The 22246-nt window shown below is 58.3% G+C and carries 27 protein-coding genes; 16 read left to right on the top strand and 11 right to left on the bottom strand.

All coding sequences use genetic code 11. The annotated features are described in order from the left end of the window. Positions 1-55 precede the first annotated feature (55 nt). The 3 genes from trxA to ACR3E4_RS08255 all read left to right on the top strand — a co-directional run bounded on the left by trxA (position 56) and on the right by ACR3E4_RS08255 (position 1159). Positions 56-376: a thioredoxin gene (trxA, locus tag ACR3E4_RS08265; RefSeq protein WP_480471313.1), complete on the top strand. Its 321-nt coding sequence runs from the start codon at positions 56-58 to the stop codon at positions 374-376. 73 nt (positions 377-449) lie between these two features. After that, complete coding sequence (locus ACR3E4_RS08260) at positions 450-800, top strand: Lin0512 family protein (RefSeq protein ID WP_480534878.1); 351 nt, start codon at positions 450-452, stop codon at positions 798-800. Further along, a complete protein-coding gene (locus ACR3E4_RS08255) occupies positions 797-1159 on the top strand; it encodes a Lin0512 family protein (RefSeq protein WP_480534880.1) in 363 nt (120 codons plus the stop codon). The genes ACR3E4_RS08260 and ACR3E4_RS08255 overlap by 4 nt, the downstream gene beginning before the upstream one ends. Positions 1160-1215: 56 nt before the next feature. On the opposite strand, the gene ACR3E4_RS08250 is transcribed toward ACR3E4_RS08255, so the two are convergent. Continuing rightward, on the bottom strand, positions 1216-1413 hold the full coding sequence (locus ACR3E4_RS08250; RefSeq protein ID WP_480534882.1) for a DUF1127 domain-containing protein: 198 nt from the start codon (positions 1411-1413) through the stop codon (positions 1216-1218). Between the two features lie 196 nt (positions 1414-1609). Here ACR3E4_RS08250 and hslV point away from each other — a divergent pair, with 196 nt between their 5' ends. Next, positions 1610-2161 (top strand): ATP-dependent protease subunit HslV, encoded by a 552-nt coding sequence (gene hslV, locus ACR3E4_RS08245; RefSeq protein WP_480534884.1) that lies wholly within the window; start codon positions 1610-1612, stop codon positions 2159-2161. Between the two features lie 97 nt (positions 2162-2258). On the opposite strand, the gene ACR3E4_RS08240 is transcribed toward hslV, so the two are convergent. Then, positions 2259-3500, bottom strand: coding sequence for an MFS transporter (locus tag ACR3E4_RS08240; RefSeq protein ID WP_480534886.1), 1242 nt, complete (start codon positions 3498-3500; stop codon positions 2259-2261). A 102-nt stretch (positions 3501-3602) separates the two neighbouring features. Further along, a complete protein-coding gene (locus ACR3E4_RS08235; RefSeq protein WP_480534888.1) occupies positions 3603-4001 on the bottom strand; it encodes a DM13 domain-containing protein in 399 nt (132 codons plus the stop codon). Positions 4002-4193: 192 nt separating this feature from the next. Between ACR3E4_RS08235 and hslU the strand changes: the two genes are divergently transcribed. The 3 genes from hslU to ACR3E4_RS08220 all read left to right on the top strand — a co-directional run bounded on the left by hslU (position 4194) and on the right by ACR3E4_RS08220 (position 7914). Next, positions 4194-5501 carry an ATP-dependent protease ATPase subunit HslU gene (gene hslU, locus ACR3E4_RS08230; protein ID WP_480534890.1) on the top strand — a complete coding sequence of 436 codons (1308 nt, stop codon included), beginning with the start codon at positions 4194-4196 and terminating at the stop codon, positions 5499-5501. A 98-nt stretch (positions 5502-5599) separates the two neighbouring features. Next, entirely contained in the window at positions 5600-6697 is a 1098-nt protein-coding gene (locus tag ACR3E4_RS08225; RefSeq protein WP_480534892.1) for an alpha/beta hydrolase, read from the top strand. Next, complete coding sequence (locus ACR3E4_RS08220) at positions 6694-7914, top strand: MFS transporter (RefSeq protein ID WP_480534894.1); 1221 nt, start codon at positions 6694-6696, stop codon at positions 7912-7914. Before ACR3E4_RS08225 ends, ACR3E4_RS08220 begins: the two co-directional genes overlap by 4 nt. Here ACR3E4_RS08220 and ACR3E4_RS08215 read toward each other — a convergent pair. From ACR3E4_RS08215 to ACR3E4_RS08205, 3 genes are read right to left on the bottom strand one after another with little or no spacing between them, the layout of a single operon-like run. Then, positions 7911-8498, bottom strand: coding sequence for a Smr/MutS family protein (locus ACR3E4_RS08215; RefSeq protein WP_480534896.1), 588 nt, complete (start codon positions 8496-8498; stop codon positions 7911-7913). The genes ACR3E4_RS08220 and ACR3E4_RS08215 overlap by 4 nt on opposite strands. Continuing rightward, positions 8498-9538, bottom strand: a complete 1041-nt coding sequence (mltA, locus tag ACR3E4_RS08210) for a murein transglycosylase A (RefSeq protein ID WP_480534898.1) — start codon at positions 9536-9538, stop codon at positions 8498-8500. Before mltA ends, ACR3E4_RS08215 begins: the two co-directional genes overlap by 1 nt. Beyond that, complete coding sequence (locus ACR3E4_RS08205; RefSeq protein WP_480534900.1) at positions 9535-10194, bottom strand: Tim44/TimA family putative adaptor protein; 660 nt, start codon at positions 10192-10194, stop codon at positions 9535-9537. Before ACR3E4_RS08205 ends, mltA begins: the two co-directional genes overlap by 4 nt. Positions 10195-10302: 108 nt before the next feature. Here ACR3E4_RS08205 and ACR3E4_RS08200 point away from each other — a divergent pair, with 108 nt between their 5' ends. Both ACR3E4_RS08200 and secB read left to right on the top strand, forming a co-directional pair. Then, complete coding sequence (locus ACR3E4_RS08200) at positions 10303-10803, top strand: FxsA family protein (RefSeq protein ID WP_480534902.1); 501 nt, start codon at positions 10303-10305, stop codon at positions 10801-10803. Between the two features lie 54 nt (positions 10804-10857). Beyond that, positions 10858-11361, top strand: a complete 504-nt coding sequence (gene secB / locus ACR3E4_RS08195; RefSeq protein ID WP_480534904.1) for a protein-export chaperone SecB — start codon at positions 10858-10860, stop codon at positions 11359-11361. 27 nt (positions 11362-11388) lie between these two features. Here secB and dnaQ read toward each other — a convergent pair whose 3' ends face one another. From dnaQ to ACR3E4_RS08175, 4 genes are read right to left on the bottom strand one after another with little or no spacing between them, the layout of a single operon-like run. After that, a complete protein-coding gene (dnaQ, locus tag ACR3E4_RS08190) occupies positions 11389-12111 on the bottom strand; it encodes a DNA polymerase III subunit epsilon (protein WP_480534906.1) in 723 nt (240 codons plus the stop codon). Beyond that, positions 12104-12697: a dephospho-CoA kinase gene (gene coaE / locus ACR3E4_RS08185; RefSeq protein WP_480534908.1), complete on the bottom strand. Its 594-nt coding sequence runs from the start codon at positions 12695-12697 to the stop codon at positions 12104-12106. The genes dnaQ and coaE overlap by 8 nt, the downstream gene beginning before the upstream one ends. Further along, the gene (locus tag ACR3E4_RS08180) at positions 12694-13527 is read right to left on the bottom strand and encodes a shikimate dehydrogenase (protein ID WP_480534910.1); all 834 of its coding nucleotides are present in this window, start codon (positions 13525-13527) and stop codon (positions 12694-12696) included. Before ACR3E4_RS08180 ends, coaE begins: the two co-directional genes overlap by 4 nt. Next, positions 13524-14123 carry a Maf family protein gene (locus ACR3E4_RS08175; RefSeq protein WP_480534912.1) on the bottom strand — a complete coding sequence of 200 codons (600 nt, stop codon included), beginning with the start codon at positions 14121-14123 and terminating at the stop codon, positions 13524-13526. Before ACR3E4_RS08175 ends, ACR3E4_RS08180 begins: the two co-directional genes overlap by 4 nt. A 405-nt stretch (positions 14124-14528) precedes the next feature. Here ACR3E4_RS08175 and ACR3E4_RS08170 point away from each other — a divergent pair, with 405 nt between their 5' ends. The 7 genes from ACR3E4_RS08170 to ACR3E4_RS08140 all read left to right on the top strand — a co-directional run bounded on the left by ACR3E4_RS08170 (position 14529) and on the right by ACR3E4_RS08140 (position 21901). Then, on the top strand, positions 14529-14978 hold the full coding sequence (locus ACR3E4_RS08170) for a CopD family protein (RefSeq protein ID WP_480534914.1): 450 nt from the start codon (positions 14529-14531) through the stop codon (positions 14976-14978). 122 nt (positions 14979-15100) lie between these two features. After that, the gene (gene rho, locus ACR3E4_RS08165; protein WP_480534916.1) at positions 15101-16372 is read left to right on the top strand and encodes a transcription termination factor Rho; all 1272 of its coding nucleotides are present in this window, start codon (positions 15101-15103) and stop codon (positions 16370-16372) included. Between the two features lie 31 nt (positions 16373-16403). After that, positions 16404-17690: a tRNA uridine-5-carboxymethylaminomethyl(34) synthesis GTPase MnmE gene (gene mnmE, locus ACR3E4_RS08160; protein ID WP_480534918.1), complete on the top strand. Its 1287-nt coding sequence runs from the start codon at positions 16404-16406 to the stop codon at positions 17688-17690. A gap of 12 nt (positions 17691-17702) precedes the next feature. Beyond that, complete coding sequence (gene mnmG, locus ACR3E4_RS08155; RefSeq protein ID WP_480534920.1) at positions 17703-19571, top strand: tRNA uridine-5-carboxymethylaminomethyl(34) synthesis enzyme MnmG; 1869 nt, start codon at positions 17703-17705, stop codon at positions 19569-19571. Next, positions 19568-20191: a 16S rRNA (guanine(527)-N(7))-methyltransferase RsmG gene (rsmG, locus tag ACR3E4_RS08150; protein WP_480534922.1), complete on the top strand. Its 624-nt coding sequence runs from the start codon at positions 19568-19570 to the stop codon at positions 20189-20191. The genes mnmG and rsmG overlap by 4 nt, the downstream gene beginning before the upstream one ends. Beyond that, positions 20184-20987 carry a ParA family protein gene (locus tag ACR3E4_RS08145; RefSeq protein ID WP_480534924.1) on the top strand — a complete coding sequence of 268 codons (804 nt, stop codon included), beginning with the start codon at positions 20184-20186 and terminating at the stop codon, positions 20985-20987. Before rsmG ends, ACR3E4_RS08145 begins: the two co-directional genes overlap by 8 nt. 20 nt (positions 20988-21007) lie before the next feature. Further along, entirely contained in the window at positions 21008-21901 is an 894-nt protein-coding gene (locus ACR3E4_RS08140) for a ParB/RepB/Spo0J family partition protein (RefSeq protein ID WP_480534926.1), read from the top strand. Here ACR3E4_RS08140 and ACR3E4_RS08135 read toward each other — a convergent pair. Continuing rightward, on the bottom strand, positions 21891-22244 hold the full coding sequence (locus ACR3E4_RS08135; RefSeq protein WP_480534928.1) for a YbaN family protein: 354 nt from the start codon (positions 22242-22244) through the stop codon (positions 21891-21893). The two genes, ACR3E4_RS08140 and ACR3E4_RS08135, sit on opposite strands and share 11 nt — an antisense overlap. Between the last annotated feature and the right edge of the window lie 2 nt (positions 22245-22246).

Genomic DNA, 22246 nt, shown 5'->3' with positions numbered 1-22246 from the left:
CCGAACACCGCACCTAGGTTCTGTTCCCAAGCATTCCCCATTCAGGAGACAGAATATGTCGACCGTTGCCGTCACCGACGATACCTTTGACGCCGAAGTCAAGAACTCTGACATCCCCGTTGTGGTGGATTTCTGGGCCGAATGGTGCGGCCCCTGCAAGCAGATTGGCCCCGCTCTGGAAGAGCTGGCCACCGAATATGGCGGCAAGGTGAAGATCGCCAAGGTTGACGTGGACAGCAACCCGAACTCTGCCGCCGCCATGGGCGTGCGCGGCATTCCTGCGCTGTTCATCTTCAAGGACGGTCAGGTCGTGTCGAACCGCGCCGGTGCTGCGCCCAAGGCGGCACTGCAAAGCTGGATTGACGAATCGATCTGATCCGATGTGATTTGACGATGATGAAAGGCGCCTGCAATCGGGCGCCTTTTTTTTGAGATATCGGAGGGGGCAGATGGCCAAGACACGGGTACTGGTAGAATTCGGGATGGGCACATCTTTGCGGCGGGCCGACTATACCGAGGCGGCGCTGCGTGCGATCCGGGATGCGCTGTGGCACAACTCGATCAACATGGCCGAACTGTTCGGTTTTCCAAAAGAGGCCATGATCATAGACGTCGAAATCGGCGTGCAGCAGCCGGAACAGGTCGAGATCGACAAGCTGACGTCGATATTTCCTTATGGGACGCCAAATATCACCGTCGCAAAAGGCGGGCTGGATATCGACAAACCGGGCAACGCCGGGCGTACGGTCATTGCCAACGCGGCGCTTGCGGTCTCATTCGATATGGAGGACGCAAGATGAGCGAACAACGCATCATTCTGGAAATGGGTATGGGAAATGACCTCTATGGTCAGGATTATACCAAGGCGGCCCGGCGCGCGGTGCAGGATGCGCTGCATCATTCGTCGATCACGTTGTTCTCGAAGCTGGGGATCGATCACAGCGATATGCGCGTGAAGGTGACCATCGGCGTCCAGAGCCCTGAAAAGGTGGATTGCGCCCTGGTGGCTGCGGATCTGCCCAGAGGGCGCGCCGAGGTGCAGGCGGTTCTGGGTGGGCAGGACGTCGTGGATGACGCAGCGGGCACCCGCCACGTGGTCGCAACCGCTGCGATTGAGGCGTTTTTACCGTCTCAGGCCGGAAAATACGCGCTGCGTTGACAAAGAAAAAGCCGCTCGGGTGAGCGGCTCATCTTACGCTTGTGACTGAAGTCGGATCAGAACTTGGCGATGTCGCCGCGGTTCAGACCGATATCATACAGCTGCGCATCGGTCAGGTTTTCCAGTGCCTGGCGGGTTTTGCGGGACTGGTACCATGCGACAACGCCTTCAAAGCGATGGAAGATTGCGTCCACTGCGTGCAGGATGGTGACTGCTCCGAGCGGCGCATGGGTTTTTGCGATTGCGTTTGCCATGTGCTTATTCCTTTTGACAGAAACAGCCGACCCGTTGTCGGTTGTGAGGCTGATTTAGCTCTGACCCTCTGTTCTTACAAATGCCGACTCAACAGCCCCGGTTTGCACCTGTTGCATATCTTTTGGGCAGTTTAAGCACGGTTGCGCCGCCGACCCGCGCGGCCCATATAGAACGCCAGAGAAAACGGAGGCTTCCATGGCAGACAGCGATTTTCCCGGATGGCACGGCACGACCATTATTGGCGTCAAGAAGGGCGGGCAGGTTGTCATCGCCGGGGACGGGCAGGTCAGTCTGGGCCAGACCGTGATCAAAGGCACCGCCCGCAAGGTGCGCCGCCTGACGCCCGGCGGGTTTGAGGTTGTCGCAGGGTTTGCCGGATCGACCGCTGACGCCTTCACGCTGCTGGAACGGCTGGAAGCCAAGCTTGAGGCAACGCCGGGCCAGCTGGCCCGCGCCTCGGTCGAACTGGCCAAGGACTGGCGCACCGACAAGTATCTGCAAAAGCTCGAGGCGATGCTGATCGTCACCGACGGTAAAGACCTGCTGGTGATCACCGGGGCAGGGGACGTGCTGGAGCCCGAGCACAACGTGGCCGCCATTGGATCGGGCGGCAATTTTGCCCTTGCTGCCGCGCGCGCGATGATGGACAGCGACAAGGATGCCGAACAGGTCGCCCGCGAAGCGATGGCGATTGCCGCCGATATCTGCGTCTATACCAATGGCAATCTGACCGTCGAGACGATCTAGGACGTTTTGCGTTTTGTCTTGATACAACTCATCGAAATGCGCGTTCGACCGAAGCGAGAGGCAGCGTGTTTCGATTCAAATCAAGCGCAAAACTGTCTCAGGCTAAAAGCGCCTTTATCTCTTGACCTTTCCAGCGGATGTGCATCCCGATCAAGCCCATGATCGCGGTCGCAATCACGATGTAATAGGGCAGGCGGATATCGACGCTCATCAATCCACCGCCGATCAGGGACATGACGCCGCCCGCCAAGCAGAAGACGGCGGTGGTTACCCCCATGACCCAGCCTTGATCGGTTTCGCTGACCGCCGAAGAGAACAGGCCCAGCAGCGTCGGGTATGAGACGCCGAAGAAGAAATAGAAGAAGAAAACCGGAACGTAACTCAGCACACCGCTGGGGCTGAAGGCGAAGGCAAAGCCACAGATCACCATCACCACCAGCGAGGTATAGATGATGGAATGTTTGCTGAACCTTTCCTGCGCGGGTTTGACGAGGAAGGTGCTGGAAAAGGCCAGCGCAAAGCCGATCACCACCATCGCCATACTGCCACCGATCACGCCATAGCCCCAGGCGCTTGTCAGAAAATTGTCGACGAACACGTAGAACGTGACATTGGCAACCATGAACAGCGCATAGACCGGCAGGATTTTCAGCACCATCGGATGTCCGCGCACAGCAATCAGGCTGTCGGTGATGTCGCGGGGGCGGAAGACAAAGGGTTCGCGCTCGGTCCGGGTGTCCTTGAAGAAGGTCAGCACAAGGAAGATGGCGACCAGCACCAGAACAAAGGCACCGTAGAACGGGGTTTTCAGGGTCGCAAAGCTGCCAAGCAGGGCGGTGTCCGACAGGACCGCTCCGATGATGGGACCACCGACAAGGCCGAAACTGACCCCGGTGATGATATAGCCCATGTTGCGGTCGCGGTCGGCGGCATCGGTGCTGCCATCAATCATCGCCGCCTGCGCGATGGGCTGGTTTCCGGCTGTAAACCCGGTGATGGATCGACCGATGATCAGCAGCAGAAGACTGTTGAGATAAAGTGCGGCAATGGTCAGCGCATACCCCGCCAACGCGCCGCCAAGACAGACCAGCAGCGCGTTCTTGCGGCCGATGGAATCTGAGACTTTCGACACATAGACCACGCCCAGAAACCACGACAGGAAAAAGCAGCCGATCACCAGCCCGTAATACAGATGCCGGGTGCCAATGGCGGTGCTTTCCGGCAGGAACCCGGATTTCGTCTCCATGATCAGGGAATTGATGATGGGAAAGACCAGCCCTTGCCCGATCAGATCCACAAACACCACAAACAAAAGGGTAATCTTGGCAATTTTTGTCATCAAATACGTCCCCGGTTTCGGGGAGTGTAGCAGACAAGCGCCATGTCACCTAACGGCGCGTCAGGGGCGGGATGTACCTGCCCCGTACCGGCATTCCAGTGTTTATTTGTTCAACTTGGCAACGCCTAGCGGCACGCCTGCGACCTCGCACCAGATATAGACTTCATTGTATTTCGACACGTCCAGCGTCGGCGGCACCGCGTAGGATTGCTTGCCGGTCAGGTTCAGCAACGCGCCCAGCTTGGTGTCGGGGTCGTACTTGCCATCCTTGCCCAGTGCCACGCGCGGGTCCGGTCCACCGTCCAGCGAAAAGTCATCGCCCAGCTCGACGATATAGCGGTCGCCTTTCTTGACCACCTCGACCGATCCGCTGGTGACATGGTTTGACAAACCTTCGAAATGGCCCGCATGGCCACCGGCCAGGGCAACATTGGCGCTGGTCAGGGTCAGTGCGGCACCGGCAGCGGCGGCGGTCAGGAACAGTGAGCGGCGGTTGATCATGATGAATTCTCCCTTCAGAGGTAAAAGGCATAGGCCCGTCGCTGTTTATGCTGGATATGACGCCGGGGAAGCCACTCACGTTACAACGCCATTGCGTGTAGATTCCGTGAATTTCCGTGAACTTCGCCCGCGTGGCTTGTGTTTTCGCGCCCCATGACTAGGTTTCGATGCGAAACAAACGGATGGACACGCATGACCGACCTGACCCCGCGCGAGATTGTCTCGGAACTGGACCGCTTCATCATTGGCCAGAAGGATGCCAAGCGCGCCGTGGCCGTGGCGCTGCGCAATCGCTGGCGGCGCAAGCAGCTGGCCGACGACATCCGCGACGAGGTTTATCCCAAGAACATCCTGATGATCGGACCCACCGGCGTCGGCAAGACCGAGATCAGCCGCCGTCTGGCCAAACTGGCCCGCGCGCCCTTCATCAAGGTCGAGGCCACCAAGTTCACCGAGGTTGGTTACGTGGGCCGCGACGTGGAACAGATCGTGCGCGATCTGGCCGATGCCGCCATCATCCAGACCCGTGAATATATGCGCGAAGACGTCAAGGCCCGCGCCCATCAAGCAGCCGAGGACCGCGTGATCGAGGCCATCGCAGGCGAAGACGCCCGCGAAGGCACACGTGAGATGTTCCGCAAGAAGCTGAAAGCGGGTGAGTTGGACGACACGGTGATCGAGCTGGAACTGTCCGACACCTCGAACCCGATGCCGATGTTCGACGTTCCCGGCCAGCCCGGCAGCCAGATGGGGATGATGAATCTGGGCGACATCTTCGGCAAAGCCTTTGGCGGGCGCACCGTCAGGAAACGCATGACTGTCGCCGAAAGCTATGACGCGCTGATCGGGGAAGAGGCCGACAAGCTGCTGGATGATGAAACCGTCAACCGGGTGGCATTGGAATCGGTGGAACAGAACGGCATCGTGTTTCTGGACGAGATTGACAAGGTCTGCGCCCGGGCCGAGGCCCGTGGCGGCGATGTCAGCCGCGAAGGGGTGCAGCGCGACCTGCTGCCTCTGATCGAAGGCACCACCGTCAGCACCAAACATGGCCCGGTAAAAACCGACCACATCCTGTTCATTGCCTCCGGCGCGTTTCATATCGCAAAACCGTCGGACCTGTTGCCGGAATTGCAGGGCCGTCTGCCGATCCGTGTCGAACTGCGCGCGCTGACCGAAGAGGATTTCGTGCGCATCCTGACCGAGACCGACAATGCCCTGACCCGCCAGTACACGGCCCTGATGGGCACGGAACAAGTCACCGTCAGCTTTACCGAAAATGGCATCGCCGCATTGGCGCGTATCGCCGCGGACGTGAACCAGAGCGTGGAAAATATCGGCGCCCGGCGGCTTTATACGGTGATGGAGCGCGTGTTCGAAGAGCTTTCGTTCAATGCCCCCGATCAGGCCGGGGTCGAGATCACGGTGAACGCGCAGTTCGTCGAGGATAATCTTGGTGAGCTGACCAAATCCACCGACCTCAGCCGTTACGTTCTGTAACATGGCCCAGCCGGTTTTTGCCGGTTTCGGACGGGCCAAGGCTGGACGCGCGGCGGGAATACGGTAGCGTAGCGGCAAAACCGAGTAGGGGCGGGCCCGTGCTGCGCTATCTGATCCTTGTTGCCCATCTGTGCCTGCTGACCGCCTGCGTCGATCGGTCGGTGTCGCGAACCGTGCCCGAAGCGCTGAAGGTCGGCACCCCCGCCACTGTCTTTGCCGCCACCACCCGCGCCCGCGAGGCCGACGGCACTTATGGCGCGCGCCGTGCCGAGGCGTTGCGCTATCTGGAACTCACCGTCTCGATCCCGCCGTCTCACACACCCGGTGAACTGAAGTTCTCATACGGCAACCCAAACCCCGACAAGCAGTTTGTGATGGCGGACGTTACCGAATTCTCGGGCCCGGACGAGTTGAAATCGCGCCTGCGCGGGGTCGAGGATGTCAGCATTTTCGTGCATGGCTACAACGCCACCCAGGCCGAGACCGCGTTTCGGGCAGCACAGTTGAGCCATGATATCGGCATACCCGGCACCACCCTGATCTATTCCTGGCCCAGTCAGGCGCGCGGCACCGGCTATGCCTATGATCTGGACAGCATGTTGTTTGCCCGCGACGGGCTGGAACAGACGGTGCGCTATCTGAAATCCATGGGCGTCAAGCGGGTGATCGTGATCGCTCATTCCATGGGCGGCGCCCTGACGATGGAGATGATGCGGCAGGCCGAACTGCGCGAACCGGGCTGGGCGAACCGCAATCTGGAAGGGGTGATCCTGATCTCGCCTGATCTGGATGTGGATCTGTTCCGGTCGCAGATGAACAGCATCAAGACCCCGCCCGATCCGTTTGTGGTGATGGTGTCGCAGAAGGACAAGGTGCTGAACATCTCATCCCGCCTGCGCGGTACGGCGGATGGGGAAAGGCTGGGCAATATCAGTTCTGCCGAGGCTTTGGCGGAATATCCGATCAACGTGATCGACACGACCGCCTTCAACAGCGACGCAGGATCGTCGCATTTCGTGGCCGCGACCTCACCGGCGCTGCTGGCCATCCTCAGCTCGGTCCGCCGGGTCAGCAACACCTTCGGGCCCGACCGCCCCGGCATCGACGTTCTGGTCCCGCCCAGCGAACGCAACACCGATGGCGCGACCGAGATCGTACTCAGCGAAACCGGAGAGGCGGAGGTCAGCTCTCCGTGACGCAGTTCAGACTGCGCCAGTATCTCGTCCGGAATGCCACCTGGCTGGGTGCGGGCGTCTTGTTGACCTTTCTGTCCAGTTTCGGCCAGACCTTTTTCATTTCGATTTTCGCGGGTGAGATCCGTGCCGAGTTCGGGTTGAGCCACGGGGCTTGGGGCGGGCTTTATACGCTGGGCACCACCGCAGCCGGGCTGGTGATGATCTGGGCCGGCGGGCTGACCGATCAGTTCCGGGTGCGCGTACTGGGGCCGTTGGTCCTTGGCGGTCTGGCGCTTGCGGCGACGGCCATGGCGCTGAACACGTGGCTGGTACTGCTGCCGCTGGTCATATTCCTGCTGCGCATCTTCGGGCAGGGGATGAGCACCCATCTTGCCCTGGTCGCCATGGCACGATGGTTTACAGCAACGCGGGGCAAGGCGCTGTCGATTGCCTCGGTCGGCTATACGATGGGCGAGGCGCTGCTGCCGCTGGGCTTTGTTGCGGCGATGGTGTTTCTGGACTGGCGCGTTTTGTGGGGGGTAGCTGCGGGCGTCACCCTGCTGGGCATTCCGGTTCTGATAGGCCTGCTCAGGCAGGAACGCACCCCGCAAAGTCTGGCCTCCGAATACTCTGCCACCGGTATGGAAGACCGCCACTGGACCCGGAAACAGACGCTGTTTCATCCACTGTTCTGGTTCATGGTGCCTGCGATCCTGGGTCCATCCGCCTTCATCACCGCGTTTTTCTTTCAGCAGGTCCATCTGGCCGAGGTCAAAGGCTGGCAACACCTGCAGCTGGTGGCACTGTTTCCGGTCTATACCGGGGTATCGCTGATTTCGATGTTCGCGGCTGGCTGGGCGCTGGATAAATGGGGAACGGCGCGGATAATGCCGTTTTATCAACTGCCTATCGCACTGGGGTTTGTGATCCTGGGTTTTGCCGACACGATTGGCGGTGCGGCGTTGGGGCTGGTGTTTCTGGGATTGACCGTCGGGGCCAATGCAACCCTGCCCAGCGCCTTCTGGGCCGAGTTCTATGGCACGCAGCATGTCGGAGCCATCAAAGCGATGGCAACAGCGGTAATGGTACTGGGCTCGGCCATCGGTCCCGGCCTGACCGGAGTTCTGATCGACCGGGGTGTCTCGCTGGATACGCAATTTCTGTGGATCGGGGGCTTTTTCGTGCTGGTCAGCGCTGTGGTCTGGATCGGCATATCCCGCGCCGCACGCAGCCTTTAACGCACGCGGCGCAGATAGACGTAATAGGCCCCGTCGCCACCATGGCTGATATGGGCGGGCGTGACCTGCATCACCGCCTGCGCCAGGGGTGGTATCGACAGCCAGTGCGGCACCTGATTGCGCAGTACACCCCGCGGCGTCGGGATCGGTCCGGGTTCATCGCGGTCCTTACCCTTACCGGTGACCACCAGAACCAGCCGCTTTCCCTGCGCCTGCGCTGTCAGGACGAACCTGATCAACGCCGGGTGCGCCGTGTCCACGCGCATCCCGTGCAAATCAAGCTTACCTTCGGGTTTCAGCTTGCCACGTTTCATCCGGCCAAACGCCTTGGTGTCCATCTGCACCGGACTGGCGCGCAACCCTTCGGTCACAGAGGGCTTAAGACTGTGGCGCGCAGGTTTCGTGGGTGCTGTCTGACCCAGTTCAAACGCTTCGATCCGGGGTTTCGGCGTTTTGGTCGGTTTCGGCTTGGGCAAGGTGGTGGGATGAACCGTCTGTGGCAATTCGGGATGCAACCGCTCGGCCTGTTTGGCGACCTTGCGCCACAGCTCGATCTCATCCGAGGTCAGTTTGCGCCGGGTCATCAGAACTCATCCGGCAACAGGGCATAGGCCCGCTGGATCGGTAGCAGCACGACCATACGGCCGGGGTCTTTCAGACGGCCGGCGGCCTGACCGGCCGCATCCCCGGTGCCAAAGAAGATATCCGCCCGCTGCGCCCCTTTGATGGCCGATCCGGTATCCTGCGCAATCATCAATCGCCGCAAAGGGTCTTTACCATCCTTCTCAACCCAGACCGGTGCGCCCAGCGGAGTGTAAGCCGGATCAGCCGCGATACTGCGCATTGTAGTGACCGAGCGGTTCATCGCCCCCAAAGGCCCCAGCTCGGGCCCAACGCGCGTCACCTCGCGGAAAAACACGTATGAGGGGTTGTGAAACAGCAGCTCGGCCCCGGCCTCGGGGTTTTTGCGCACCCAGGCCCGGATCATCTGCGCGCTGACCTGATGTGCGCCCAGCGTACCGCGCCGCACCAGTTCCGCGCCGATGGAACGGTAGGGGTGCCCGTTCGCACCGCCATATCCAACCCGCAGAGCACTACCATCGGGCAGCCGGATACGGCCCGAGCCCTGAATCTGCAGAAAGAACAGCTCGACCGGGTCATCGACCCATGCGATCTCGAGACCCCGGCCTGTCATCGCATCGCCGGTCAGCAGCTCGCGACGGCTGAGCCATTGGCCTGCCCCGCGCGCCTCGGGCGGCATGCGGTAAAGCGGATAGCGGTAGGTGTCTGTCGGGGTTTTCGAGCCGTCCAGTTCGGGTTCGAAATATCCGGTGAACAGGGCGTCATTGCCGTCTTCCACCACAACCGGGCGAAAGAACAGCTCGAAGAAAGCCCGCGCCGCGTCCGGTTCATAAGTCTTCGCCACGCCGCACAGCGCTTGCCAATCCGGGTCATCCAGATCGCCGCAAGTGTTCAGAAAAACCGAAAGGGCCGCCCCGTGATCGTCAGCGGCCCAACCATCTAGGTCATCGAATGACAGGATGGATCGCGTCGCCTCGGCTCCGGCGGCGCTGGCAGTGGTCATGGCGACCCCCAGAAATAGCGACCGGAGCGCTGCAATCATGCGTCCGTGGCAACAAGCAGCCAGTTCGGATCGTCCGAGCCCATGACACGGGCAAAGGTCCAGCTGTCCTTTTGACGTTTGACGGTGTTGGGGTTGCCTTCGATGATATCCCCGCCGCGATCCCGCACGACCGAGGTCAGCTCACCGATAAAGCGCATGGTGATCTCGGCCTGATTGCTGTCCTTGTCGAACGAGGCATCGACCAGAGCAGTTTCGCGCACGCCGATGAACTCGGCCTCGATTGTCAGGCCTTTGTCTTCGCGATCTGCCACGACAGAGACAAAGCTGTCGAAGACTTCCTCGGACAGGAACGGTTGGATTTCGTCCAGATTGCCCTTTTCGAACCCCATCACGATCATCTCATAGGCGCCACGGGCACCCTGCACGAATTCACTGACGGAAAAACTGGGCTCGACCCGTTTCATTGCGGCCAAGGTTTGCGCCTGTTCGCTGTCTTCCGCGACATGATCGGTGATGTCATGATCCGGCCCGCCTTCGATCACCTCGAAGTCGCGGCGCGTACCATTGGTGTCAGGCTGCTGCTGAAGGGGCGGTTTCTCAAAACCTTCCCGCGTCCCAAGCACGCTTTTCAAGCGCAGGATCAGGAAAATGGCAATTCCGGCCAGCACCAGAAGCTGGATCAGGGGTGAGTTCATTTCGTCCTCATTTCAGAACCCGGGCTTTGTATACGCTGCCCTATGCCACTATGTAGGTGACAGTCGGGGCCAAGTCCACAGCCCGGACCATGCTAAAGGATACCGCAAATGTACTTGTTCCTGGCTTTTTTATTGGTTCCGATCATCGAGATCGCCCTGTTTATACAGGTTGGCGGTCTGATCGGGCTTTGGCCAACGCTTGCAATCGTGGTCCTGACGGCGGTTTTGGGCACGGTTCTGGTGCGGACACAAGGTCGCATGGCATTGGCCAATCTGCAGCGATCCTTCGCCGAACTGGACGACCCGACTGAGCCGCTGGCCCATGGGGCGATGATCCTGCTGTCCGGCGTGCTGCTGTTGACACCGGGGTTTTTCACCGATGCCGTTGGTTTTGCTCTGCTTGTTCCGGGCATCCGGGTCGCGGTGTTCCGTTATCTCAAGTCCAAGGCCACCATCACACATTTTCAGATGGGCACCGGCGCGCAGTTCCGGTCCGGGCCAAACCCGTTCAATCAGGACGATGTGATCGACGGCGAATATACCGAAGTGCGACCCCGTCAGGAGCCGTCGAAGCCTTCGAAATGGGTGGAAGGTCCGCACCAGCATTGAGCTACCCGGCCCAACTTGCTAAGCAGTGGCGAAATTCATTTTCGGAGTAGATCCATGGCCGACGAAGACGCCACAGAAAACACCGCGGCCCAGGCCGCCCCGCAGGTCCAGATGCGCGTGCTGGGACAGTTCATTCGCGATTTGTCCTTTGAAAACGTGATGGCGCAAAAAGGCGTCTCGGGTGACGTACAACCCGAGATTTCGGTTCAGGTGAATCTGGATGCCAAGAAACGCCCGGCGGATCACCAGTTCGAGGTTTCGGTAAAGCTGAACCTGAAATCCAAAGCCAAGGGCCTGGAAGATATCCTGTTCCTGTGCGAGCTTGACTATTGCGGTCTGTTCCACGTGGAGGGCGTGCCCGAGGATCAGATGCATCCGTTCCTGATGATCGAATGCCCGCGCATGCTGTTCCCATTCCTGCGCCGCATTGTCAGTGATGTCACCCGTGATGGCGGCTTCCCGCCGGTGAACCTCGACAATATCGACTTCGTGGCGCTGTATCGCAACGAACTGGCACGCCGTCAGGCCGCTGCACAGGCACAGCAGGCCGACGCCTGATCGCTTCTGACCCGCGCGTGGCCTGGGTCAGGCGCGGGTCCACAGGGCGTTTTCGCCCAGTTTCTCGACAAATTGCTGATGTGCCGCACGCTCGTCTTCGGTGATCCGGGACGGCAAAGCCGATGGCCGTGCCGTCGGGCGCCATCCATCTGCACCTCCGGCTGCATTTGAAGCCGCGGTCGACAGACCAAAATCGGGCTGACGCCCGCCGATCAGTTCAAGATAGACCTCGGCCAGAATTTCCGAGTCGAGCAGAGCGCCGTGCAGCACCCGGTTCGAGTTATCGATACCAAACCGGCGGCACAGTGCATCCAGCGAGGCAGGCGATCCCGGGAACCGCTTGCGCGCGATGGCCAGCGTATCGATCGCCTGATCCATGGGGATCAGCGAGACACCCATCCATTTGAGTTCCGCATTCAGGAATTTCATATCGAACGCGGCGTTGTGGATCACCAGTTTGGCGTCGCCCACAAAATCCCGAAATCCCTGACCCACCTTGGCGAAGACGGGCTTATCCTTCAGCGTAACCTCGCCCTTTTCCGGCGGGCGTGGATTTTCCAGCAGGTCGGGGCCGATACCATGTACGCCAAACGCCTCATCCGGCATCGACCGTTCGGGGTTGATATAGACGTGATAGGTCTCGCCCGTGGCCACATGATTCCACAGCTCAACCGCGCCGATCTCGACAATCCGATCGCCGCTTTCGGGGTCAAAGCCTGTGGTTTCGGTATCGAGTACAATCTCACGCATCTGCCATCCCCGCCCATATCTGCCTGACCACATCCTGCACCTGCGCGCGGGCATGGTCCAGAGTGTCCGTCACGATCACGAAATCAGACCGCGCGCATTTCTCGGCATTCGGCATCTGTTTGGCGCGAATCTGTTCGAACTGCGCCTCGGTCATCGTGCCGCGCTCCATCACCCTGCGTTTTTGTTCTTTTGCCGGGATCGACACGCAGGCAACGGCATCCATGGCAACATCGCCTCCGGTCTCGAACAGCAAGGGGATGTCAAAGACCAGAATATCCGCCGTCGCCGTCGCGCGGAAGGCGGCCCGGTCCGCAGCAACCAGTGGATGCACAATCGCCTCGATCCGCCTCAATGCAGTGGCGTCCCCCGCGATGATCCGCTTCAATGCATCACGGCTGACCACGCCGTCGATAACGGAACCGGGGAAGGCCGCGCGCATCGGCTCGACAGCTGCGCCTGTGTCAGAATACAGCCGATGCACCGCCGCGTCCGCGTCCCACAACGCACAGCCCTCATCGACGAACATCTGCGCCGTAGTGCTTTTGCCCATTCCGATCGAGCCGGTCAGACCCAGCGCAAAGCTCATGCCAGCACAGCCGCGCGCAGATCGTCATCCACCTCGGGACGGATACCGAACCAGCGTTCAAATCCCGGAACCGCCTGATGCAACAGCATGCCAAGCCCATCGACCGTGGTGCAGCCAGTCTCTTCCGCGGTTTGCAGTAGGCGGGTTTTCAGCGGTGCATACACCAGATCGGTGACCACTGCACCGGGCTGCAACCCATCCAGCGGCACGCGTAGTTCCGGCTGGCCCTGCATCCCCAGCGAGGTCGTATTGACCACCAGTTCGGCGTTTTCGATCACATTGCCGGCCTGCACCCAGTCGACCACAGTGATCCGCTGCCCGAATTCCTCTTTCAGGTGGTCGGCACGGGTGCGGGTACGGTTGGTCAACAGAATCTCGGGCACACCAGCCTCCGCCAAAGTCTGCAATACAGCACGCGCGGCCCCGCCTGCGCCAAAGACAACCGCAGGCCCGTCGGATGGATTCCAATCCGGCGCGCCTGAGCGCAGGTTCTGCATGAACCCGTAACCGTCAGTGTTATCCGCATGGATCGAACCATCTTCCCGGAACACCAGCGTATTCGCGGCCCCGATCACCGACGCCCGGTCCGAGACATGATCAGCCAGCCTGAGCGCGGCTTCTTTATGCGGCACGGTGACATTGGCTCCGACAAACCCGGCCTTGGGCAAACTGCGCAAAACCGTCTCAAGGTCAGCCGGGGCAACGTCCATGGGGATATAGTGCCCGTGCAGCCCATAGGATTTCAGCCAATACCCATGAAGTGTCGGAGATTTGGAATGCGCAATCGGATACCCGATCACACCGGCCAGAGGAATTCGGTTTTCTGTCATTGATCAATAACCCCTTTGACGGCCAGAAAATTCAATAGCTCCAACAGAGGCATACCCAAGACGTTAAAATAGTCTCCGTCAATGGTGGCGAACAGGCGCACGCCTTCCTCTTCCAGCTTATAGGCACCGACCGCATGGCGGATGCTGTCCCAGTTGCGGTCTATGTAATCGCGCAGATAAGCATCCGAACTCATCCGCATCCGCAGACGGACCTGGCCGACATGCCGCCAGATCGGCTCGCCATCCTGATAGATCACGGCGGCAGAAAGCAGCATATGACGCTTGCCCCGCATCGCCTTCAATTGCGCCAGCGCCTCTTCGGGGGTCGCAGGTTTGGAAAGCAATCGGCCTTCGAAATCCAGCACCTGATCACATCCCAGAACCATTGCGCCGGGGAACTTGTCGCTGACCTTGCGCGCTTTCATCTCGGCCAGAGTGTCGGCAATATCGCGGGGTGCGGCCTGTTCGGCCAGCAACGCGCGCTTGGCAGTATCCTCATCCACACGGGCGGTTTGAACCGTAAACGGCACGCCTGCATTGCGCAGTAGCTGCGCGCGGATTTCCGAACCCGAGGCCAGAACGATGGGGACAGACATGTGGAAAACCCCGTGTGCAAATCGATGACTGTTCTGGGGTGGTTTGTATGGTTTTCCGGTTGACACGCAACCCCGGGAATTTCGCCAAAAACTTCTCCGAGTCGCCCGGAGACTATCCAACCGGGACAAGGATAAGTTTCATCCTCGGGATAACCTGAATGTCCCAGGTTGTTCCGCTGGTTATCCACATCGCCTTATATTCAGAACCACGGTAATTAATTGTTTTTAAATGATAATAAATATACTCAACAGAATCACGGTACCCTGCCGTGAACTTATCCATGCTGGGGAAAACAGATGGGTAAATAAGTAATCCACGGATTCTGATCACCCTACAAAACCATCATCCTTTTTCTTTTCATATTTTTTTATTAGGGAGGGTTCCGAACAACGTTCGGAGCCGGAATGACCGATCTTCTTTTCTCGATCTATCCATGGGTGAAAGCACTGCACATCATGGCCGTGATTTCTTGGATGGCCGGATTGTTCTATCTGCCCAGACTGTTTGTTTATCATGTTGAAAAGGCGCAGGCGGTTGAGGGCGCAGAGCAGATTTTCTTTGAAATGGAAGAAAAGCTGCTGCGTGTAATCATGCGCCCGGCGATGGTTGTGGCGTGGGTCTGCGGGCTGATCATGGTGTTCACCCCCGGCATTGTCGGGTGGGACTGGTCATGGCCCTGGATAAAGGGCGCGGCCGTGATCGGGATGACCTGGTTCCATCATTGGCTGATGGCCCGGCGCAGGGATTTCGTAGAGGGGCGAAATAAGCTCACTGGACGGCAGTATCGCATGATGAACGAGGTTCCGACCATTCTGATGGTTGCCATCGTCCTGGCGGTCGTTCTGAAGTTCTGAGGGCCTGTTTGACTCGGGCGGCTGTCGCGCTTATGTAAGGTGTCAACACGCCCGTCCGGGCGGCGTATCTTCCGTACTGAAATTCCACTTCGTGCCGCGCGTCAGCGGTGAAGGTATATATCATGTCCACTGAATCCCTGAATCTGGCCGACCTGAAGGCCAAAAGCCCCAAAGACCTTCTGGCCATGGCCGAAGAGCTGGAGATCGAAAACGCCTCGACCATGCGCAAGGGCGAGATGATGTTCCAGATCCTGCGCGAGCGCGCGGATGAGGGCTGGACCGTCGGCGGCGATGGCGTTCTGGAAGTGCTGCAGGACGGGTTCGGTTTCCTGCGCTCGCCCGAGGCCAACTATCTGCCGGGTCCTGACGACATCTATGTCTCGCCCGACATGATCCGCCAGCACTCGCTGCGCACCGGCGACACGGTGGAAGGGGACATTAAAGCCCCGGATGAGAACGAGCGGTATTTTGCGCTGATCAAAGTTACCAAGATCAACTTTGAAGAGCCCGAGAAAGCCAAACACAAGATTCTGTTCGACAACCTGACGCCGCTGTACCCCGATGAGCGTCTGAAGATGGAGATCGAAGATCCCACAATCAAGGACAAGTCGGCCCGGGTGATCGATCTGGTCTCGCCCATCGGTAAGGGCCAGCGGTCGCTGATCGTGGCCCCGCCGCGAACCGGTAAGACGGTGATCCTGCAGAACATCGCGCATTCCATCGAACAGAACCACCCCGAGTGTTACCTGATCGTCCTGCTGATCGACGAACGCCCCGAAGAGGTGACCGACATGCAGCGTTCGGTGAAGGGGGAGGTTGTGTCCTCGACCTTCGACGAACCGGCGACGCGTCACGTCGCCGTATCGGAAATGGTAATCGAAAAAGCCAAGCGTCTGGTCGAACATAAACGAGATGTTGTTATTCTTCTCGATTCGATCACAAGACTTGGTAGAGCTTTCAACACTGTGGTGCCATCCTCGGGTAAAGTTTTGACCGGTGGTGTGGACGCAAACGCTCTGCAACGTCCCAAACGGTTCTTCGGCGCCGCGCGGAACATTGAAGAGGGCGGTTCGCTGACCATCATCGCCACTGCGCTGATCGACACCGGCAGCCGGATGGACGAGGTGATCTTTGAAGAATTCAAAGGCACCGGTAACTCGGAAATTGTTCTGGACCGCAAGATCGCGGACAAGCGCGTATTCCCGGCCATCGACATCCTCAAATCTGGTACCCGGAAAGAGGATCTGCTGGTCGACAAGGGCGATCTGGCCAAGACTTTCGTGCTGCGCCGCATCCTCAACCCGATGGGGACCACCGACGCAATCGAATTCCTGTTGTCCAAGTTGAAGCAGACCAAGACGAACTCGGAATTCTTCGACTCGATGAACACCTGACGCCGGTCCGGCACTGACGCGGGGGCTATGCATGGATACGATATTCGCCCTGGCCAGCGCCCAGGGTAAAGCAGGTGTAGCGGTTATTCGCCTTTCGGGGCCTGAAGCCCATGAAGCGGCAAATGTTCTTGCGGGTGGCGGATTGCCACCACGCGGGATGCATTTGCGCACGCTGCGCACGCTTGACGGCGCGCGTCTGGATGATGGCTTGGTACTGACCTTTCAGGCACCGGCCAGCTTTACCGGCGAAGATGTGGCCGAGCTGCAAATCCATGGCAGTACCGCTTCGGTTGATGCGGTGTTGCGCTGCCTGTCGGACATGGTCGGGCTACGTTTGGCGGAGCCGGGTGAGTTCACACGCCGCGCATTAGAAAATGGCAAGATGGACCTGACACAGGTCGAAGGGCTTGCTGACCTGATCGACGCTGAAACGGAAGCGCAACGCAAACAGGCACAGACCATTCTGGCCGGAGCGCTCGGATCCCTGGCTGAGGGCTGGCGACGGGATTTAATCCGCGCGGCGTCATTGCTGGAAGCTGTGATCGATTTTGCCGATGAAGAGGTGCCAACCGACGTCACCCCTGAAGTGCACAGCCTGATCTCTGGCGTGAATGCGGATCTGACGCGCGAGGCCTCCGGGGTTCAGATTGCTGAGCGAATCCGTACCGGATTTGAGGTGGCCATTGTTGGTCTTCCAAATGCCGGGAAATCAACATTGCTGAATGCTCTGGCGGGTCGGGAAGCCGCGATAACCTCGGAATACGCGGGTACCACACGCGATGTGATTGAAGTTCGGATGGATTTGGCTGGATTGCCTGTTACCCTGTTGGATACGGCTGGGCTGCGCGAAACTGAAGATCATGTCGAAAATCTTGGCATCGTGCTGGCACGCAATCGCGCCGACGCTGCTGATTTGCGTGTATTTCTGACTGATGACCCGAATGCGTTGGGTATTGCGATGCAGGCAGACGACATTCATGTTTTACCAAAGTCCGATCTGCGTGAAGGCTCTGCGGATGGCATATCGGGTAAAACAGGGCAGGGGATCGATAGACTCATAAACAACATATCGCGTGTGTTGAATCAACGTACCACCAGCCATGGTATTGCAACGCGAGAAAGGCACCGTGCTGCCATGATGCGCGCCAGTGAAGCACTGGCTGCTGCGCAGGCGGTTCTGGAATCGGGGCCCGATATGTATGATATAGCGGCGGAAGAACTGCGAACTGCCATTCGCGCACTTGAATCCTTGGTGGGCAGGATAGACGTTGAAACTCTTCTTGATGAGATATTCGCTTCGTTCTGCCTGGGTAAATAAGGAGTGTTTCACGTGAAACATTCAGACTTTGACGTTGTTGTGATTGGTGCCGGCCACGCCGGAGCTGAAGCTGCCCATGCTGCTGCACGTATGGGTGTTTCGACGGCGTTGGTTACCTTGTCTGACCGGGATATGGGCGTGATGTCGTGCAATCCTGCGATCGGAGGGCTTGGTAAGGGTCATCTGGTCAGAGAAATCGATGCGCTTGATGGGGTAATGGGCCGTGTTGCAGACAAGGCCGGGATTCAATTCCGTCTTTTGAACCGTCGCAAAGGTCCGGCCGTGCAAGGACCGCGCGCGCAGGCTGACCGCGCTTTGTATCGGGCGGCAATGGTTGAAGAGACGCGGCGCCAACCGAACCTGACCATCATCACTGGTGAGGTGACCGACTTTCAGTTAGACGGAAATCGTGTTACGGGAGTCGTTCTTGCGGATGGGTCTGAAATTTCATCAAAAACTGTGATCCTGACATCAGGAACCTTTTTGCGTGGCGTGATTCATATTGGCGACGTATCAAAACCTGGCGGCCGTATGGGGGATCGCCCTTCGGTAAAGCTGGCAGAGCGTTTGGATGGATTCGAACTTCCGATGGCGCGCCTGAAAACAGGTACACCACCGCGACTGGATGGCCGGACAATCGATTGGGATAGCCTCGAACGACAGGACGGCGATCCGGAGCCAACACTGTTTTCGTTCCTTTCCAAATCCGTTTCGGCGCCTCAAATTACCTGCGGTATTACCCATACCAACGCACAAACCCATGAAATCATTGAGCGCAACCTGTCGCGATCCGCGATGTATGGTGGTCACATTGACGGGGTCGGACCCAGATACTGCCCCTCGATCGAAGATAAGATCGTCAGGTTCGCAGATAAGGACTCGCATCAGATATTTCTGGAGCCTGAAGGTGTAAATGATCACAACGTCTATCCTAACGGTATTTCGACCTCGTTACCCGAGGATGTGCAACAGCAATATGTGCATTCGATCAAAGGGCTTGAGCGCGCAGAGATCCTGCAACCGGGTTACGCAATTGAATACGACTATGTCGATCCGCGCGTACTAACCGCGTCCTTGTCGCTTCCTGATGTACCAGGTCTATATCTTGCGGGTCAGATCAATGGGACCACAGGATACGAAGAGGCGGCAGCACAGGGGCTGGTGGCGGGATTAAACGCTGCATGTGAAGTTAAGAGACGGGAACCGGTGATGTTCACACGTTCCAATAGCTATATCGGTGTTATGATCGATGACCTGACAACGCGTGGTGTCGCTGAACCATATCGCATGTTCACGTCGCGGGCCGAATTCCGACTGTCCCTTCGTGCAGATAATGCGGACCAAAGGCTGACCCCGCTGGGCATTGATGTCGGGTGCGTAGGAGAACACCGCCGGGCCGTATTTTCGGAAAAGTTGGATAAGCTGCAGGATACTAGGGCAAAGTTGACCGTGCGGACATATACCCCGAAAGAAGTTCGTGCTGCAGGCATCGACGTCAACCAGGACGGAAATCGTCGAGATGGTATGGCGATTCTTGCATTTCCGGATGTCACCTTCGAAGATCTGATAGCGCTTGATTCGGAGTTGGTCGACACGGATACTGAGACGCGTCGCCAGATTGAACGTGATGCGCTCTATGCCAACTATATCGCTCGGCAACAGAGAGATGTTGAAGCCATGAAGCGTGACGAATCCCACGTGATTCCAAGGGGTTTTGACTATTTTGGTCTCGATGGTCTTTCGGCTGAAATGAAGCAAAAATTGACTCAGGCGAAGCCGGAAAACATCGCGCAAGCTGGGCGGGTCGAAGGTGTGACGCCTGCGGCGCTGACTCTTGTTCTGGCAAAGCTTCGTCGCGATATGAAGGTGCGCAAAGCATGAGCGCAGGGCAAGATGTGACGCCTGATTCCATGAATGTTTCACGTGAAACATTGGATCGCCTGGGTACATATGTTGATCTGGTTGAGCGTTGGAATCCGAAAATCAATCTGGTTTCCCGCAACAGCCTGAAGGAAATCTGGACACGTCACATTCAGGATTCGATTCAGGTATTTCACTGCGTAGAACCGGCAGATCATTGGATTGATTTGGGCAGCGGCGGCGGTTTCCCGGGCCTGGTCTGCGCAATCATGGCGCGTGAGGCAGCCCCGGACATGCTCTTCACACTCATCGAAAGCGATCAGCGTAAAGCGGCCTTCTTGCGCAACGCTGCACGCGAATGTGGAGCGAACTGCAAGGTGTTATCTCGGCGAATCGAGACGATTGAACCATTGCAGGCAGATATATTGTCCGCCCGGGCGCTTGCAGATCTGTCACGTTTATTGTCCTTTTGCGACAGACATTTAGCGCCGGACGGCATTGCTTTGTTGCCAAAAGGCGCAAGCTGGAAAAAAGAACTGGACGATGCGCGCAAGGAATGGAATTTCAACGCCGAGCCGATTACAAGTTTAACTGAACCCCAAGCCGTTATCCTTAGGATCAAAGGAGTCACTCGTGGTTGATCTGTCTCGCCCCGCCGGGCCCCGGATTATCGCGGTCGCCAATCAGAAGGGCGGAGTGGGAAAGACAACGACAGCGATCAATCTGGCCGCTGGTTTGGCCGAGGCCGGATGCAAGGTTCTGGTCGTAGACCTTGATCCGCAGGGCAATGCGTCGACAGGTTTGGGTGTCGAGGATCGGGATTGGACGACCTATGATCTGATCCTGGATGATGCCCCGCTTGAAGCTGTCGTTCAGGAAACCGAGATCGGAGGTCTGTTTGTTGTCCCGGCAACTGTGGATCTTAGTTCGGCGGATATCGAACTGATTTCGAACGAGAAACGCAGCTATCTGCTGCATGATGCCCTGCGTCAGACCGCGATAGACGGTTTTGGGTTTGATTTCGTTCTGATCGATTGTCCGCCCTCTCTGAATTTGCTCACCGTGAACGCGATGGTTGCGGCGCATTCGGTGCTTGTGCCGCTGCAGAGCGAGTTTTTTGCTCTTGAGGGTCTGTCTCAGCTGATGTTGACCATTCGAGAGGTGCGGCAGACCGCTAATCCTGACCTCAGAATCGAAGGTGTTGTGTTGACCATGTATGACAACCGCAACAACTTGTCCCGTCAGGTCGAAAAGGATGCGCGTGACAATCTGGGTGAGATGGTATTTAAAACCAAAATACCCCGGAATGTGCGGGTCAGCGAGGCGCCGTCTTATGCGCTGCCGGTTTTGCAGTATGATTCCGGGTCTCTGGGGGCGATGGCTTATCGGCATCTGGCCCGCGAGATCATGCACAAGAACAACAAAATAGCCGCTTAAGCGGTCGTCAGGAGGGCATAATGAGCGTCAAGAAAAGCAAATCCCGTGGGTTGGGTCGCGGTTTGTCGGCGCTGATGGCTGATGTGGCGCCCGAAGCGGATGGCCGGATTTCAGCCGCGCCGCGCCGCCCGGATCTGAAGGTCCCGATTGAGAAATTGCAGGCCAACCCGGATCAGCCGCGCCGCCGGTTCGCACAAGAGCAGCTGGACGAGCTTGCAGCCTCGATCAAGGAAAAGGGGATCATTCAGCCTCTGATCGTGCGCAGCATCTCGGGTGGGCAGTACGAGATTGTTGCGGGCGAACGTCGCTGGCGCGCGGCTCAGATGGCGCAACTGCATGAAATTCCAGTCATTGTGCGAGAATTTGATGATACCGAGGTGCTGGAAGTCGCCATCATCGAAAACATCCAGCGTGCTGATCTGAACGCAGTGGAAGAAGCTGCCGGTTTCAAGCAATTGATGGACCGGTTTGGCCACACGCAGGAAAAACTGGCCGAGGCCTTGGGTAAGAGCCGCAGTCACATCGCCAATCTGCTGCGCCTGCTGTCATTGCCGATGGATGTGCAGACCTTGGTCATTGAGGGTAAGCTTTCAGCGGGTCATGCACGCGCCCTGATCACTGCGGAGAATCCCTCGGAACTGGCGAAACAGGTGGTTCGGGATGGACTGTCGGTGCGTGCGACCGAAGCTCTGGTGAAGAAGCAGCAAGGCGGGTCTGACAAGCCAGCGCCACGGTCCCGGGATCTGAATGCGGGCAAGGATGCGGATACAAGAGCGCTTGAGAAGGACCTGTCGGCCATTCTGGCGATGAAAGTGGCGATCAACCACAAGGTCGGATCGGAAACTGGGCAGGTTGTGTTGACCTATGAAAACCTGGATCAGCTGGATGATCTGTGTGCCAAGCTCAGCCGTTAGGGCGGGTCCAGATAAAGGCCATAACACAACCAAGCACCACGGCCTGGATGATCAGGACGTGGCTCGGAACCGAAATCAGCGCTGAGAAGCCAAATACGGCAGCAACCGAAACGGTGGCTGCCTTTTTTGCCGCTGGGCGGATTGCGCCCGAGCTTTGCCAGTCAACGATCATGGGTCCGAAGGTACGGTGCGTCAGCAACCAATTGTGCAGCCGCGACGATGAGCGGGCAAAGAAAAACGCGGCCAGCAGAAGGAACGGGACGGTTGGAAGCAATGGCAAGGCGACGCCAATCATGGCAAGCGCAACGCAGAGCAATCCCAGACCGGCCCAGAGGTACTGCATAA

The sequence above is a fragment of the Ruegeria sp. AP11 genome (genome assembly GCF_056535865.1).
This window is presented reverse-complemented; position numbering and strand designations above follow the sequence as displayed.